Origin of the sequence: Nostoc linckia z4, assembly GCF_002608075.1 — a bacterium.
Lineage (GTDB): Bacteria > Cyanobacteriota > Cyanobacteriia > Cyanobacteriales > Nostocaceae > Nostoc > Nostoc linckia.
Genome location: NZ_LAHA01000011.1, coordinates 1 through 15,228 on the forward strand (window position 1 = coordinate 1; position 15,228 = coordinate 15,228).

Below are 15,228 nucleotides of genomic sequence, written 5' to 3' on the forward strand. Positions count from 1 at the left end.
CCCAGACTACAAGGGAAGTTCACCCAGACTACAAGGGAAGTTCATACTGCTTATCCGAACCGTATTGAGACGCTAGGGACTTCCAACCCACATAGAGTCAAAACCGGGTTTATAGTGAAATATATTCTCAAGTTTTAGCAGACCAATAGTAAGCTGCTAATGACAATGCACCGACAACTAAACCCCAAAAAGCTGACCCGATGCCGAATAATGTAACACCAGATGCTGTTACAAGAAATGTAATGAGGGCAGACTCGCGTTCCCCCTCATGACTTACCGCGGTTGCAAGACTATTTCCGATAGTACTTAAAAGAGCCAGTCCAGCGATCGCATGGACAAGTTCTTCAGGGAAGGCTGCTAAGAGTTCACTTACGGTAGCACCAAACAATCCAATGATGATATAAAAGATACCCGCAGCGATAGATGCTACATAGCGCTTTGTCGGATCTTCATGTGCTTCTCGCCCCATACAAATAGCAGCCGTGATGGCTGCCAAATTCAAAGCAAATGCACCGAAAGGTGCCAAAACGAAGGTTGTAGCTCCTGTCCAACCAATTAATGGGGATATTGGTACTGAGTAACCTGATGCACGGATTACTGCTACTCCAGGCACGTTTTGTGAGGCCATGGTAACTACAAATAAAGGCAATGCCACCCCAATAAGTGTAGGAATTGAAAACTGCGGTACTGTAAAAACAGGCTTTGCTATTTGTAAGCTGACTAAGTCTAAATGTAGCAATCCTTGTACTTCTGCAATAAATATACCTATGATTAAGGCAAAAATAACAGCATAGCGCGGCCGTATACGCCGTGTAATTAAGTATATACATAACATCGCGAATGTCATCACGAATTGCGTCTTCATCGCAATAAAAGTATTGAGTCCGAAACGCAGTAATACACCAGCCAGCATCGCCGAAGCGATGGACATTGGAATTCGGTCAATTATGCGCTCGAACCAGGCACTAAAGCCACAAAGTGTGATTAACCCCCCTGAAATCAGAAAGGCTCCGATGGCCTCCGCCATTGGTACCCCAGATGCAGTAGTAATTAACATAGCTGCACCTGGTGTAGACCATGCTGTCACTATCGGAACGCGGTAACGCAGGGATAATACAATGCAAGTAATACCCATACCTAATCCGAGTACACACATCCATGAGCTAATTTGATTAGGTGAGGCATGAAGAGTTTCAGCTGCTTGGAAAACAATAACAGCAGAACTAGTAAAGCTCACCAGTACAGTGATGAACCCTGCTATTACCGCAGAAATAGAAAAATCTTTAAATAAAACCATGCATGTACCTAAGCTCGAATATTAACTAATCTTAAAAGTAATGAGAAAACTTGCTTACTTACTTTGATTAATTTTATGCTTATTCAGAAAAATTTGAGCAGCGATCGCCTTTACTGATTTAATTTTAGTAGGAGCGATCGCTAGTTATTTACAGGGGTTTAAAAAACTAATGAAAATAGAAGTTATTAAAATAGATGAATTACTAATTCATGAACATCATTTAGACATAATATACAGTGCAGATAAATTTAAATTTTCCACCAAAGTTTTTTATCACGATATATCTTTTTCTGTACTTCAGGAAAAATATTCTCAACAATTAATAGAACGCATTGCTGCTCATATTGCCTTATTTGAAGGCATGAAATTATGTTCGTTATTCCCTAAATACTATGATATTTCTAGAATTGCTGAACATTTAGCAAAGCCTGTTTTAGATTTATTTATCAAAATATACCAAGGCGTATTTGCTCAACATTGGTATGAAAATAAAATTACCGATTATCAGCAACCAGAAATTATCTATTCACAGCTGAGTTTAGCAACAAGTAATCCTGTTCCCATTTTAGGAGATAACTCTACCATCCTCGCTGGTTGTGGCGGAGGCAAAGATAGTATTCTCGCCATGAAAATCTTAGAAGAATCAGGTATTGCTTTTGCCTCAATGCAATATTCTCATAGCGTTTATGGTAAAGCTGATATTCAGCATAATTTAATTAGTAAAGTCTTACAACACGTTCATCCAGTTAAAAATTATAAAATTTCCATTTACGATGACTTTATTGACTACTCCTTTTTTCAATTATATTTTCCCGAAAATTCAGGAATAACTGCACCCGAAACTCCAGTTTCTATCTTTGAATCCTTATTTATCATGCTGGATGGTGGATACAATTACTTATCTTTAGCTCATGAAAAAAGTGCCAATACTGGAAATTTGTTTTGGGAAGATTTAGGTAGAGAAGTTAACCATCAATGGGGTAAAGGTTTTGAAGCTGAACAAATTTTAGACGCATTTATTCGAGAAAATCTCTTATCTAACTTTAAATATTTCAGTCTCTTACAACCCATCTACGACTATCGGATATTTAAAAACTTTAGTAAATATCCCGAAGTTCTACCAAAAATCCATTCCTGTAATATTCAAAAGCCTTGGTGTAAAAAATGCCCGAAATGCGCCTATGTTTGGTTAGGCTTAATGGCTTTTTTCAAACAGGATATTGTCGATGCAGTTTTTCAAGCAAATCTATTTGATGATGCAGATTTACTACCTATTTTTCGGGAAATGCTTGGCTTGTCCCAGCATACACCTTTTGAATGTATTGGCGAAATTGATGAAAGTCGTTTGATGATGAAAAAATGTTTTGAGAAAAACTTATCAGGTAAAGCCTTGGATATATTTGCTCAAGAAATTTTGTCAGACACTACAATTGATTGGCAAAAAATAGAGCAAAAATATAACTATGTTTACGACAAAGAACATGCCATTCCCAATTGGGTATTTGAGCAGATTCAGGAAAAACTATGAGCGATTAATAACATTAATGGGTAGCAAATTCAGTAAATTGGCGCATATAAGGGGAGTGAAATGCTAATACTATATCTTCTTTGGGTATACCTCGTTCCAACAGTAGTGTAGCAATGCCGATTTCAGTACCATCATGCTGTATCCAGATTTTCCCGTCTTTGATATCAAGGTGGATACTACATCCATGTGTCCGATGATTATTGCGCCAACCAGTATGTAATAGAAGGTAGTGGTCGCGCTCAGTATCCAAAATGGCTTGAGTCTCAATTTCCTCTGGGTAAAATTGGCTCTGCGATCGCTCTAAAATTAAATTTTGGATGATTTGACGATATTGTTCTACTGCCATTGAACAATTTTCTCCTCTTTTTCATCATAAACAAGTAGATTAATTTTAATTCTCTTGATTACTGATTGTGTAAAACGACGTTGAAAAAACGATTGATAAATTGAGTCCGGAACAGACAAATAAAGTTTTCTTTGGGGATCAAATTCTTCAAGAGCAAATTTATAGTTAAGAAACTGTCCTAGAGCTGTATGAAATTCTGAAACATTTGACCCTCCAAGAAAGCTTTTGATTTCTACAGCAATTTTTTCACCTGCTCGTTCAGCAGCTAACATTTCTGCTGCTAGGTCGATTTCAAAATCTACATCCCCAACGCTCACTTGATAAGGGTCAGCTGTAATTGTCCACCCTTCTTTTTCTAGAGCATTTCTAACTGCATTGTGAAAGCGATCCCTAGCCATTCAACTTGTTTTGACTATTAATCTTAAATTGTAACTGTCATTTCCATTTTAGTCTAAAAAATAAAATATAAGTCTTACGTTCCCATTTCATTTATCAGTTTTTTAGACTTCAGCCAATCGCTAACAACTTGTTCAACAGGAACAGATTGATTATCCACTTGATAATTCATCTTTTGAATTTCTTCAGTTGAAATTAAACCAGCTAGTTGACTAACAGCTGCTCTTAGTTCTGGATATTTTTTCAGTGTTGCTTGATTGAACACAGGGATAGCTTCATAGGGAGGAAAATATCGCTTGTCATCTTCCAAAATGACTAACTTAAGAACAGGAATCAAGGCATCAGTAGAATTGGCTGCGATTATATCTACTTTTTTTTCTGCTAAGGATTTATACATTAATCCTAACTCCATTTGTTGAGGAGGATTACTAAACTTGAAACCATAAGTCTTAGCTAAACCTGGGTAGCCATCTTCTCGTGCGATAAATTCATACCCAAATCCTGCTCGCCATTGTGGAGTATATTTAGCTGCTTCAGAAAGAGTTTTGATTTGCAAACGTTTAGCATCTTCACCTCGAATAATCATGGCGTAGGTACTGTTTACTCCCAACGGTTGCATGACTTCTAATTGGAATTTTTGCTGGTAGTCTTGTTTAACTTTTTGATAGACTATTTGCGGATTATTAATAGGTTTTTGTTTTAAAATAGATGTAAAACTCGTTCCGGTGTATTCTACATATCCAGCAATTTGACCTGCTTTTACGGCTTCATGACAGATAAAAGTTCCGCCTAAATTTAAGCGTCTATCAACCCTTAATTTAGTATGAAATTCAATTTGTTGAGCCAGTAATTCTCCTAAAATAACTTGCTCAGTGAAATTTTTGGAACCAATAATAATTGTTGGTGGTGTCAGCCAATAAGTAAAGCCAATTAATCCTCCAATCAGTAACGTTACTATAGCTAAATAAATGGCATTTTTGCGATTAAAACTAAAACTTTTTTCTCTTTGCTGCGTCAGTTTTTTTTCTAACCATCCCAAACTCAAATCTGCACTTAACGCAATCAAAGTGGCGGGTATCGCTCCAGCTAAAATTAACTGATTATTCAGGGTAGCAATCCCTCGAAAAATAAACACCCCTAAACCGCCACCGCCAATTGCTGACGCAATGGTAGCAATTCCCACAGAAATAACTGTTGCAACCCTAACTCCTGCCAAAATCACGCCTAAAGCTAAGGGAATTTCTACTTGAAATAGTAATTGGCGGTCTGTCATTCCCATGCCTCGTCCTGCTTCTCTAATTGCCGGCTCAACACCATTAATACCGATATAAGTGTTGCGAATTACCGGGAGCAAAGCATAAAGAATTAAGGCAACAATAGCAGGAATTTTGCCGATTCCTCCCAGAAATGGTACCCAAATCAAAAAGCCAAAAATAGCTAAACTGGGAATAGTTTGAATGGCATTACTTACACCGATAATAGGTTGAGCGAGTTTCGGTTGGCGAGTAATGAAAATACCTAAAGGTATTCCAATGGATACCGCCACCACCATTGCAATTACAACTAATATTAAATGTTCTCCGGTGCGGAGGATAATTTCTAGCACATATCGGTTAGAAAACAAAGTTATCTCCCAGTAAAATTTAGTTATTTAAGTTAATTATATTTATTAACTGTGTTTATGCTTGATTTTTTAATGTTAGGAGTATGTTAACGCAAAACTTTTCGGTCTACGGTTTACTTGTATTTAGAATTATTTTACTGTTACCTCAGTTAAGTCGGCATCAAAATTTGTAGTTGAAATAAATTAATAGACAATCAGCAAGTTAGCAATAGGCAAGGGTTTTAGCTTTATTATTATTCTTTACATAGTTTTGTTTTATTATGCTGACTTACTTTCTCGCTGACAGAATTTTTGTGACTATAGAATTTTTTTAGTTACAAATCTTAAATGTTGCATAACAAATGATACAATTTGGTTGGAATTAATTTTTAGTTGCAACATCGAAAAAACATGAAATTGCGAAAGTCACATGACTACAACTTCCCCAACTAAAAATGGATTTATAGAAATATTATTGAATCAAATGGTTTGATGCAAATTGAAAATACGTTGCGTTTCAAAGGATTAATGCTGCTTATCCTTGTTAATGTAATTAGTGCTACAACTTTTCCATTGATTAAAGACATCGTTAGCAGCCTTTCACCAAGTACATTAATTGCTACACGTTTTGTCATAGCAGCTGCGGTTTTAGCAGTAAATTTACGTAATTTTAACGCAGTTTTATTTCGTGATGGTACAGTACTGGGGCTTTTCCTGTTCTTGTTTTTAGCTATAGAAACAATTGCACTAAAGACTATACCAGCAAACCGGGCTGCATTCATCGGCAGTTTGAACGCACTCATAGTCCCGTTGCTCGCATGGCTGAGTGGTCAGCGCGTACCGTTGAAAGCTTTTCTAGCTGCTGGAGTAGCTGTAATTGGTATTGGTGTGATGTTTTGGGAAGGAGGAGAACTAGGAATTGGCGATGTGTTAATGTTCGTTGATGCTTTTATCTATGCAGGTTACATCATTTTTCTAGACCGAGTTGCGCCCCGTCACTCTACCTTGACACTCACCAGTGTTCAACTTTTGTTCATTGCGGCGCTAGGGTTACTTTGGAATAACACGCAAATTCTTCACCAATTTGAGGTCATTCAGCAGCACTGGGGAGTGATTCTGTACTTAGGGCTGTTGGCGACGGCTGCTGTCATCTGGCTTCAAACATTAGCACAACAATGGGTTTCAGCGGAAGAAACGGCTTTACTTTATACACTTGAGCCATTGTTCGCTACAATTTTCTCGTTTTGGCTACTTGGAGAGCATTTGGGAATACGCGGTTTAATTGGCGCGATTCTTGTCTTAGTTGCTCTGGTTCTCAGTCAAAGTCCTGAAAAGATTGAGCCGGAAGCAAAAGTCGAGGTACAGAGCAGTTAACAAAGTTGTACCTCGAAAGTGAAATTTAACTAATATCATGTCCGGTTAATTCAATTCAATAAAAAAATGTTTGCTCGTAGTGTACCCCTACGGGGAAGCAAGCTACGCGTAGCGTCTTGCAGAGAGGACTTTAGTCCTAGCTTTGAGGACTGAAGTCCTCACTACAAACTTTTTATTGTCGATGATTTGGCGGACATCATATAAGACGCTGTTTGAAACTTAGAAGCCAAAAAAAATTTAAATCCAGTGATTTTTTATCTATGAGTACAATAGAGTCGATTTTAGCTGCAAAGCTCAATTCTCATGTGACTATTCAGGAAACAGCAAAAGGACGAGGAGTATTTGCTAGAAAGAAATTTGTCAAAGGGGAAACCGTCGTGGTGGGTATTCCAATTGAAGAAGTTTCCCAACGAACAATTTATTCATTTCAGATGGATTTTAATTTGCATGTCAACTTAGATGAGCCTGCTGTAGTCATTAACCATTCTTGCTATGGAAATACTGGTGTCAAGAACAATCAGTTTGGAGGATATGACTTCGTTGCTTTGTGCGATATCGAAGCAGGTGAAGAAATTACCTGGGACTACGAAACCACTGAATATGAATCAATTGCTGTCTTGGAGTGCTTGTGCAAATCTCCATACTGTAGAGGGAAAACATTAGGATTCAAATTCCGAGAACAAATGTTGCGCGATCGCTATGGAGAATACATTGCAGATTATCTCAAAACCAAAAGAAAATAATGTTTGGTAATGCATCTGTGCTATGCATTAAATCACATCTGTAGGTAATTTCAAAATCATTGTAGAGAGAGACGTTGCAATGCAACGTCTCTACATTCTGGTTAGGCTTTTTTCAACCAGCTAAACATAGCGCGTAAATCTTTGCCAACTTCCTCAATTTTGTGTTCGGCTTCTTTGCGACGCAAGGCGGTAAACCCTGGTTTACCAGATTGGTTTTCTAGAACAAATTCCCGTGCAAATTGTCCAGATTGAATTTCGCTGAGAATTTTCTGCATTTCGGCTTTGGTTTGTTCGGTGACAACCCGCGGCCCGCGGGTATAATCGCCGTATTCAGCGGTATTAGAAATGCTGTCGCGCATTTTGGCTAAACCACCTTCTACAACCAAGTCAACAATTAATTTGACTTCATGCAGACATTCAAAATAAGCCAATTCTGGTTGATAACCAGCTTCTACCAAAGTTTCAAATCCGGCTTTAATTAAAGCACTCAAACCACCGCACAATACTGCTTGTTCGCCAAATAAATCGGTTTCAGTTTCTTCGCGGAAAGTAGTTTCCAGAACCCCAGCGCGAGTCCCGCCGATACCTTTAGCGTATGCCATTGCGCGATCGCGTGCCTGACCAGTGGCATCTTGATACACTGCAAACAGCGCTGGTACGCCTTCCCCATTTTCATAAGTCCGGCGTACCAAATGCCCAGGCCCTTTGGGTGCTACCATCACCACATCTACATTTGCTGGTGGTACAACTTGCCCAAAATGAATATTGAAACCGTGGGCAAAGGCTAACACATTACCTTCTTCTAAATTCGGTTCAATCTCGTTTTTGTAAATCGTTTTTTGGACTTCATCAGGTAACAAAATCATAATGAAGTCAGCAGCATTAGCCGCATCAGCAACATTTTTCACAGTTAACCCGGCTGCTTCGGCTTTGGCCACTGACTTACTGCCCGGATATAGTCCCACAATCACATTCAAACCACTATCTTTTAAATTGAGAGCGTGGGCATGACCTTGGGAACCATAGCCAATGATAGCAATAGTTTTTCCAGCCAAAAGGTCTAAATTGGCATCTTCGTCGTAATACATCCGGGCCATAGAAGCATCTCCTGTCAGCAAGCATCATTAATTGGCAGGTTTATGATTGTACCTTAAATTGAGTAGCTAAAAACTAGCGATTCGGGATTGGTGATTGGGAGTTGAGAAAGTTTTCTCTAGGAGACTTCCAAGTAAAAAATATTCCATAGAAGATTATTGACTGTTGACGGTTAACAGTTAACAGTTAACAATCAACGGTCAACACTTTAACCGGAATAATTTATTTTTTGGAGTTCTCTAGTCGCGAGTCCCTTTGTTTTTCAACTTACATCAATACGTGATGAATTGTCAGTAAATCTACATAATCAATATTTTTCTGTATTTTTATGAAATAAAAGTTACTTTGTTAACAAAAAGTTTCTTTTCCAGTGTCCACACATACATCTGGAGTTTTAATTAACTAACTTATTGAGTAAATGTAAAAAACAACACAAAATTTCTGATGACAGTTTTGATACAAATTTGTTAAGAATAGTTACAGCACTGGTCAAACAGAGAAATATTTTTTATGGTAAACTCACTTGACAATAAACCAACCCATCAAGTTGTCATTGTTGGTGGTGGTTTTGGAGGACTTTATGCAGCAAAAACACTTGCTAAGGCAGCAGTAAACGTTACTTTAATTGATAAACGTAACTTTCATTTATTTCAACCCCTGCTTTACCAAGTAGCTACAGGTGCTTTGTCTCCGGCTGATATTTCATCGCCGTTGCGTTCTGTACTGAGTAAAAGCAAGAATACAAAAGTGCTGTTGGGAGAAGTGAATAATATCGATCCAGAAGCACAAAAAGTAATTGTGGGGGATGAAGCAATACCTTACGACACATTGATTGTGGCTACGGGTGCGAAGCATTCCTATTTTGGTAAAGACAACTGGGAAGAATTCGCTCCCGGCTTGAAAACTGTAGAAGATGCTATAGAAATGCGTCGCCGGATTTTTATGGCATTTGAAGCAGCGGAAAAAGAAACCGACCCAGAAAAACGCCGTGCTTGGTTAACTTTTGTGATTGTTGGGGGCGGCCCTACTGGTGTAGAGTTGGCGGGAGCGATCGCCGAATTGGCAAACCAAACCCTCAAAGAAGATTTCCGCAACATCGACACCTCAGAAGCCCAAATTTTGCTCTTAGAAGGACTGGATCGAATTCTGCCACCATTTGCACCAGAGTTGTCACAAGAAGCCGAAGCATCTCTGAGAAACTTGGGAGTGGTTGTGCAAACAAAAACATTAGTAACCAATATTGAAAATGATATTGTTACCCTCAAACAAGGGGATGAAGTTAAAGAAATTGCCTCAAAAACGGTATTATGGGCAGCAGGTGTGAAAGCTTCGGCAATGGGAAAAGTGCTAACAGAACGCACAGCTGTTGAATGCGATCGCGCTGGACGCGTTATCGTCGAACCAGACTTGAGTATTAAAGGATATCCGAATATTTTTGTTATTGGGGACTTGGCGAATTTTTCTCATCAAAATGGCAAGCCACTACCCGGTGTTGCTCCTGTAGCAACGCAACAAGGAGAATATGTTGCCCAACTAATTCAACAGCGTCTAGCAGGTAAAACCTTGCCAGCCTTTGCTTATGTAGATCGCGGTAGTTTAGCAATGATTGGGCAAAATTCAGCTGTGGTGGATTTGGGTTTCTTCAAGCTCAAAGGATTCTTTGCTTGGGTATTTTGGCTATTAATTCACATTTATTTCTTAATTGAATTTGACAACAAATTAGTAGTGATGATTCAGTGGGCGTGGAACTATTTCACCCGTAATCGTGGAGCTAGATTAATTACAGGCCAAGAATCAGCCATACATTTAGGAATTGGCGATCGCCACACTTACGACGCATCAGAAGCTAACAAACAGCCAGTAAATGTATAACCAATACGGTTCGGTTCAGGTTTTTTGATTAAAATTCTAAATTCCAAAGCGATAAATCGGCGTCTCTACGAAAAAATGATTATTGTAGAAACGCCGATTTATCGCGTCTGTTGCCTTAACTCTACTTACAATAAACATCTCCAGAAATGATGTTAGGCGAACGGCCGTACCCTACGGGGAGGTAAAGCCTACGCCCCTACGAATGATTTCGGGCAATGCAGAATTAATATTGGAGATGTCTAATTTTCTTTATTGATATATAAAGTGGTTGCAACCCTTTGATGGATCGGCAGATACAGGTTAGGATAATCCATCAATTAGAGGAATATCTCGAAGCAAAGCGCGATTAAGCGCATCGCAACACAAAAAATAGCCTAAATTCTAGTTTGGGCGGGTTATTTGGGGAGGTTGCCACTCTACTATTTTTGTTTTTTAGTTAGAGAAAATTTTCGACTCACTAAATTAAGTTATCGAGCCTTGAATAAGCTACTCTTTACAGGTAAATCTTTGAAATTTATGGCTTTTGTCCTGCCGCTAGTGATGTGGTGGGGATACAAAGAAGTACAAAACCTATTTGTACAGCCGCAAGCCGTTATAGTTTTGGGTGGTTCAACGAGACGTTTAGAGCGAGAAAAGTTTACCGCAGAATTTGTCCGTAAGCACCCAGACATCCCAATCTGGATTACAGGAGGTAGCCCAGCAAAGTATACACAACGGGTATTTAGCAAAGCTGGTGTCGATCCTAAACGCTTACACTTGGACTATGAAGCAGTGGATACAGTTACCAATTTTACAACTTTGGTAGATGATTTGCAAGCTCGTGGTATCAAGAGTGTTTATTTGATTACTTCTGACTTTCATATGCGTAGGGCTTGCGTCATCGGCGAAATTATTTTAGGTAGCCGTGGTATTTATTTAAAACCAGTGCCAGTTCCCTCAGAAAGTCCTCCTGAATCTATTGAAAAATCCATTCGAGATGGTGCAAGAGCCATACTTTGGTTAGCAACTGGTTACACTGGTGTCGATGCAGCTAAAAGGAAACAGTGAATATAATTCGGGAAAAAAACGCCCCAACTTTCCCCACAATTTGATACCCTAGCTTAAACAGATTTGAGAAAAGTTAAAGCGTGGAAATTCAACTTGGGCGGGGAAAAACAGCTCGCAGAGCTTACGGAATAGATGAAATTGCTCTAGTCCCCGGTAACAGAACACTAGACCCCAGTTTGGCAGATACTAAATGGCGTATTGGCAATATTGAGCGAGAAATCCCAATAATTGCTAGTGCAATGGATGGCGTAGTAGATGTTGGTATGGCTGTGCGTTTGTCGCAGTTAGGAGCATTAGGTGTCCTCAACTTAGAAGGCATTCAAACTCGCTATCCTGACCCAAACCCAATATTAGATCGTATTGCCTCCGTGGGGAAAGATGAATTCGTTACCCTGATGCAAGAACTCTATGCCGAACCAATAAAACCGGAATTAATAGAAAAACGTATTCAGGAAATTAAACAACAAGGTGGCATTGCTGCTGTGAGTGCAACTCCAGCCGGAGCCAGCAAATATGGAGAGGCAGTGGCAAAAGCTGGGGCAGATTTATTTTTTGTCCAGGCTACAGTGGTTTCTACAGCGCATTTGTCACCAGAGTCGTTAATACCACTTGATTTAGCAGAATTTTGTCGTTCAATGCCTATTCCCGTGGTGTTAGGGAATTGTGTAACTTACGAAGTAACTTTAAATTTGTTAAAAGCTGGAGCCGCTGGGGTACTAGTGGGAATTGGCCCTGGTGCGGCTTGTACATCTCGTGGAGTGTTGGGTGTGGGTGTGCCACAAGCCACTGCGATCGCTGATTGTGCTGCGGCACGAGATGATTATTACAAGGAAACTGGTAACTATATCCCCGTCATTGCTGATGGTGGTTTAATCACCGGTGGCGACATTTGCAAATGTATCGCCTGTGGTGCTGATGGTGTGATGATTGGCTCACCCTTTGCCAGAGCCGCCGAAGCCCCAGGACGAGGTTATCATTGGGGCATGGCAACTCCCAGCCCAGTTTTACCGCGTGGCACTCGCATTCGCGTTGCCACCACTGGCAGCCTAGAGCAAATACTCATTGGCCCAGCAGTACTAGATGATGGCACTCACAACCTTTTAGGAGCCTTAAAGACAAGCATGGGCACCTTAGGAGCGAAAAATATCAAAGAAATGCAGCAAGTAGAAGTTGTGATTGCTCCCTCCCTATTAACCGAAGGCAAAGTTTACCAAAAAGCTCAGCAATTAGGAATGGGGAAATAGGATTGGGGCGTGGGGCATGGGGCGTGGGGCATGGGGAGATGGGGAGATGGGGAGATGGGGAGATGGGGAGATGGGGAGATAAGGGAGTGTGAACAGGGGGAGAATAACTCCTAACTCCTAACTCCTAACTCCTAACCCCTAACTCCTAACTCCTAACTCCTAACCCCTAACCCCTAACTCCTAATCCCCAACAAATTATTAAAGAAATTTTTCCAGGCCCCTAAACAATTCCTGGAAAAATCCTATCTGTCGCCTACAATAGAAATAGCGGAGACGCATGTTTCCGTTCACTCCTCACACCACACTCCGCCCGGACTACTGTTCGGGCGGTTCCTTATGTTTATGAATAAATTCTAAAGCTTCTTTGCAAATGTACATCCTCTACTCCGAAGCAATGTTTTTGCTATGGTAGAATTTTCACGAAGCTCAGATATATTTGGCGAAGGTTTTAGGCATGTCAGCAGCCGCACAAGTTACAGATTCTACTTTTAAGCAAGAAGTTCTCGACAGCGATGTACCCGTTTTAGTTGACTTTTGGGCACCCTGGTGCGGACCATGCCGTATGGTAGCTCCTGTTGTCGATGAAATCTCTGAACAGTACAAAGGTCAAATCAAAGTTGTCAAAGTCAACACGGATGAAAATCCTAATGTTGCTAGTCAGTACGGCATCCGCAGTATTCCAACATTAATGATTTTTAAGGGTGGACAAAAAGTGGATATGGTGGTTGGCGCTGTGCCTAAAACTACATTAGCTACCACTCTTGAAAAGTATCTTTGAAACTCAATTGGCAAAAAAATCCTCCTGAGTTATATATGTTGTTGTAACTTTAAGTTAATTTTTGCAAACAAGTTTGAAAGACTAAAATTCCTAGTCTTTCAAACTTGTTTATATTTTTAGGTAATTTAAGCATGTTTTAATATTTTCAGGAGTTTGCTAGTTGAAAAACAACACCCAAAAATGCTGGGTAAGGTCTGGGGAAAGGGAAGGGGTAAAGGGTAAGGGATTTAAAACCTTTCCCCTTTCTCCTTTACCCTTTACCCTTTAAAGAGCCAAGTCACGAAAGCGAACTGCTAGTGGAGTAATTGCGATATCCCGTCCTTCTTCAATAATCGGTCTACTTAATTCTCCTTGCAGCATTTGTAAAGCAATTAACAGTAACAATAGTCCTCCTGTTACTGGTAAAGAGCCGATACTGATTTCTAGATAATTCAAAATTATTTGTCCAGCAAAAGCAAACAACAAAAGAACTGCGATCGCAACGATAATTGCTTTATCTATCACCTTATTTCTTTCTTCTGGCATCATGCCCTTGGTTAAAACTAAAACAATCGGTATATTGCCCAGAGCATCTGCCAAGACAGACACAGCAATAAATGTCTAAACCAGAATCGAAATATCCACAACAGCTAGCTATTATTAAGGTTTGCTCACAAATTAATCGCAATCCTGGTGAGTTTGCCAGAAGCCAGAGGAGGATTAAAATAAGCGATGGGAATAATAAGTTTGTTCAAGAAAAGCAACAAGTCATCGATTTTTAATTAAGTTTCACAGATGCTGAAGTAGCGATATATTTTGATAATCTATTTTCCATAAATCAACTATTCGTTGTTGAATCTATGAAGTCTTATTTAGCCGCCGCTATTCAATTAACCAGTGTGCCGGATCTGCAAAAAAATTTGGCACAGGCAGAAGAATTAATAGATCTTGCCGTGCGTCAAGGTGCTGAATTGGTAGGTTTACCAGAAAACTTTTCTTTTATGGGAGAAGAAAAAGACAGACTTGCCCAAGGAGATGCCATTGCTATTGAAAGTGAAAAATTCTTGAAAAAAATGGCTCAGCGTTTTCAAATTACCATCTTGGGCGGCAGCTTTCCACTTCCGGTAGATAATACAGGCAAAGTCCACAATACTACTCTACTCATTGACCCAAGCGGCCAAGAACTTGCCCGCTACTACAAAGTACACTTATTTGATGTGGATGTCCCCGACGGTAACACCTATCGCGAATCCAATACTGTTTTGGCTGGTAGGCAACTACCCCCAGTTTATTTTTCAGAAAAACTTGGTAATTTAGGACTTTCTATTTGTTATGATGTGCGCTTTCCAGAACTGTATCGTCATTTAGCAGATAAGGGAGCCGATGTGTTATTTGTTCCCGCTGCCTTCACCGCCTTCACTGGAAAAGACCATTGGCAAGTATTATTACAAGCAAGAGCCATCGAAAATACTGCTTACGTCATTGCTCCGGCTCAAACAGGCAACAATTACAGCCGCCGCCAAACCCACGGACACGCCGTGATTATCGACCCTTGGGGAGTAATTTTAGCGGATGCTGGCGAAAAACCGGGAATTGCGATCGCTGAAATCAAACCCACCAGACTTGAACAAGTCCGTCGTCAAATGCCCTCTTTGCAGCATCGGGTGTTTTAGGGGCAGGGGAGGCAGGGGCAGAGGGGCAGGGGAAAAGGTTAAAGGGTAAAGGGTAAAGGGATAAATTTAACCTTTCCCCCTTACCCCTTTCCCAATGCCCAATGCCCAATTTTCATGAATCAAACAAAAAAACTGGGTGAGCTTAATGCACCCAGTTTATTTATTTCAATATTAAAATTCTCATTTTTTTAGGAGCATAGAAATACTTTTGCCCCTATTTATGAATGAAAGAAATTGAGAATTAGGAAGATTC

Annotated in this window: 14 protein-coding genes and 1 pseudogene; 9 read left to right on the plus strand and 6 right to left on the minus strand. The window is 39.9% G+C overall.

What is annotated here, in order from left to right:
* Nucleotides 1-127: 127 nt before the first annotated feature.
* Nucleotides 128-1,297, minus strand: coding sequence for a benzoate/H(+) symporter BenE family transporter (locus tag VF06_RS11090; protein WP_099072667.1), 1,170 nt, complete (start codon nt 1,295-1,297; stop codon nt 128-130).
* Between the two features lie 169 nt (nt 1,298-1,466).
* On the opposite strand from VF06_RS11090, the gene VF06_RS11095 reads away from it, so the two are divergent.
* On the plus strand, nt 1,467-2,825 hold the full coding sequence (locus VF06_RS11095; RefSeq protein WP_099072666.1) for a MurL C-terminal domain-containing protein: 1,359 nt from the start codon (nt 1,467-1,469) through the stop codon (nt 2,823-2,825).
* A 13-nt stretch (nt 2,826-2,838) separates the two neighbouring features.
* On the opposite strand, the gene VF06_RS11100 is transcribed toward VF06_RS11095, so the two are convergent.
* The 3 genes from VF06_RS11100 to VF06_RS11110 all read right to left on the minus strand — a co-directional run bounded on the left by VF06_RS11100 (nt 2,839) and on the right by VF06_RS11110 (nt 5,191).
* Nucleotides 2,839-3,171, minus strand: a complete 333-nt coding sequence (locus VF06_RS11100) for a XisI protein (protein ID WP_099072665.1) — start codon at nt 3,169-3,171, stop codon at nt 2,839-2,841.
* A complete protein-coding gene (locus tag VF06_RS11105; RefSeq protein WP_099072664.1) occupies nt 3,162-3,569 on the minus strand; it encodes a XisH family protein in 408 nt (135 codons plus the stop codon). The genes VF06_RS11100 and VF06_RS11105 overlap by 10 nt, the downstream gene beginning before the upstream one ends.
* A 74-nt stretch (nt 3,570-3,643) precedes the next feature.
* Entirely contained in the window at nt 3,644-5,191 is a 1,548-nt protein-coding gene (locus VF06_RS11110) for a glycine betaine ABC transporter substrate-binding protein (RefSeq protein WP_099072663.1), read from the minus strand.
* Nucleotides 5,192-5,662: 471 nt separating this feature from the next.
* Between VF06_RS11110 and VF06_RS11115 the strand changes: the two genes are divergently transcribed.
* The gene (locus tag VF06_RS11115; RefSeq protein ID WP_099072662.1) at nt 5,663-6,544 is read left to right on the plus strand and encodes a DMT family transporter; all 882 of its coding nucleotides are present in this window, start codon (nt 5,663-5,665) and stop codon (nt 6,542-6,544) included.
* 260 nt (nt 6,545-6,804) lie between these two features.
* Complete coding sequence (locus VF06_RS11120; RefSeq protein ID WP_099072661.1) at nt 6,805-7,287, plus strand: SET domain-containing protein; 483 nt, start codon at nt 6,805-6,807, stop codon at nt 7,285-7,287.
* Nucleotides 7,288-7,388: 101 nt separating this feature from the next.
* Here the strand turns inward: VF06_RS11120 and ilvC are convergent, their stop codons facing one another.
* Nucleotides 7,389-8,384 carry a ketol-acid reductoisomerase gene (ilvC, locus tag VF06_RS11125; protein WP_099072660.1) on the minus strand — a complete coding sequence of 332 codons (996 nt, stop codon included), beginning with the start codon at nt 8,382-8,384 and terminating at the stop codon, nt 7,389-7,391.
* Between the two features lie 508 nt (nt 8,385-8,892).
* Here ilvC and VF06_RS11130 point away from each other — a divergent pair.
* The 4 genes from VF06_RS11130 (at nt 8,893) to trxA (ending at nt 13,323) form a co-directional block, all read left to right on the plus strand.
* On the plus strand, nt 8,893-10,254 hold the full coding sequence (locus VF06_RS11130) for an NAD(P)/FAD-dependent oxidoreductase (protein ID WP_099073213.1): 1,362 nt from the start codon (nt 8,893-8,895) through the stop codon (nt 10,252-10,254).
* Nucleotides 10,255-10,770: 516 nt separating this feature from the next.
* Nucleotides 10,771-11,301: a YdcF family protein gene (locus tag VF06_RS11135; protein ID WP_099072958.1), complete on the plus strand. Its 531-nt coding sequence runs from the start codon at nt 10,771-10,773 to the stop codon at nt 11,299-11,301.
* Between the two features lie 80 nt (nt 11,302-11,381).
* Entirely contained in the window at nt 11,382-12,545 is a 1,164-nt protein-coding gene (locus VF06_RS11140; protein WP_099073212.1) for a GuaB3 family IMP dehydrogenase-related protein, read from the plus strand.
* Between the two features lie 454 nt (nt 12,546-12,999).
* Nucleotides 13,000-13,323 carry a thioredoxin gene (trxA, locus tag VF06_RS11145; RefSeq protein WP_099072817.1) on the plus strand — a complete coding sequence of 108 codons (324 nt, stop codon included), beginning with the start codon at nt 13,000-13,002 and terminating at the stop codon, nt 13,321-13,323.
* A 288-nt stretch (nt 13,324-13,611) separates the two neighbouring features.
* On the opposite strand, the pseudogene VF06_RS11150 reads toward trxA, so the two are convergent.
* Nucleotides 13,612-13,917: pseudogene (locus tag VF06_RS11150) on the minus strand (MarC family protein); the annotation flags it as partial.
* Nucleotides 13,918-13,919: 2 nt separating this feature from the next.
* On the opposite strand from VF06_RS11150, the gene VF06_RS40600 reads away from it, so the two are divergent.
* The gene (locus tag VF06_RS40600; RefSeq protein WP_180267405.1) at nt 13,920-14,084 is read left to right on the plus strand and encodes a hypothetical protein; all 165 of its coding nucleotides are present in this window, start codon (nt 13,920-13,922) and stop codon (nt 14,082-14,084) included.
* 78 nt (nt 14,085-14,162) lie between these two features.
* Nucleotides 14,163-14,975: a carbon-nitrogen hydrolase family protein gene (locus VF06_RS11155; RefSeq protein ID WP_099072818.1), complete on the plus strand. Its 813-nt coding sequence runs from the start codon at nt 14,163-14,165 to the stop codon at nt 14,973-14,975.
* The last annotated feature ends 253 nt before the right edge of the window (nt 14,976-15,228 follow it).

Coding starts and splice junctions, on each gene's coding strand:
- VF06_RS11090 (WP_099072667.1), bottom strand. CDS start 1,297: ATGGTTTTATTTAAAGATTTTTCTATTTCTGCGGTAATAGCAGGGTTC.
- VF06_RS11095 (WP_099072666.1), top strand. CDS start 1,467: ATGAAAATAGAAGTTATTAAAATAGATGAATTACTAATTCATGAACAT.
- VF06_RS11100 (WP_099072665.1), bottom strand. CDS start 3,171: ATGGCAGTAGAACAATATCGTCAAATCATCCAAAATTTAATTTTAGAG.
- VF06_RS11105 (WP_099072664.1), bottom strand. CDS start 3,569: ATGGCTAGGGATCGCTTTCACAATGCAGTTAGAAATGCTCTAGAAAAA.
- VF06_RS11115 (WP_099072662.1), top strand. CDS start 5,663: ATGCAAATTGAAAATACGTTGCGTTTCAAAGGATTAATGCTGCTTATC.
- VF06_RS11120 (WP_099072661.1), top strand. CDS start 6,805: ATGAGTACAATAGAGTCGATTTTAGCTGCAAAGCTCAATTCTCATGTG.
- ilvC (WP_099072660.1), bottom strand. CDS start 8,384: ATGGCCCGGATGTATTACGACGAAGATGCCAATTTAGACCTTTTGGCT.
- VF06_RS11130 (WP_099073213.1), top strand. CDS start 8,893: ATGGTAAACTCACTTGACAATAAACCAACCCATCAAGTTGTCATTGTT.
- VF06_RS11135 (WP_099072958.1), top strand. CDS start 10,771: ATGGCTTTTGTCCTGCCGCTAGTGATGTGGTGGGGATACAAAGAAGTA.
- trxA (WP_099072817.1), top strand. CDS start 13,000: ATGTCAGCAGCCGCACAAGTTACAGATTCTACTTTTAAGCAAGAAGTT.
- VF06_RS40600 (WP_180267405.1), top strand. CDS start 13,920: ATGTCTAAACCAGAATCGAAATATCCACAACAGCTAGCTATTATTAAG.
- VF06_RS11155 (WP_099072818.1), top strand. CDS start 14,163: ATGAAGTCTTATTTAGCCGCCGCTATTCAATTAACCAGTGTGCCGGAT.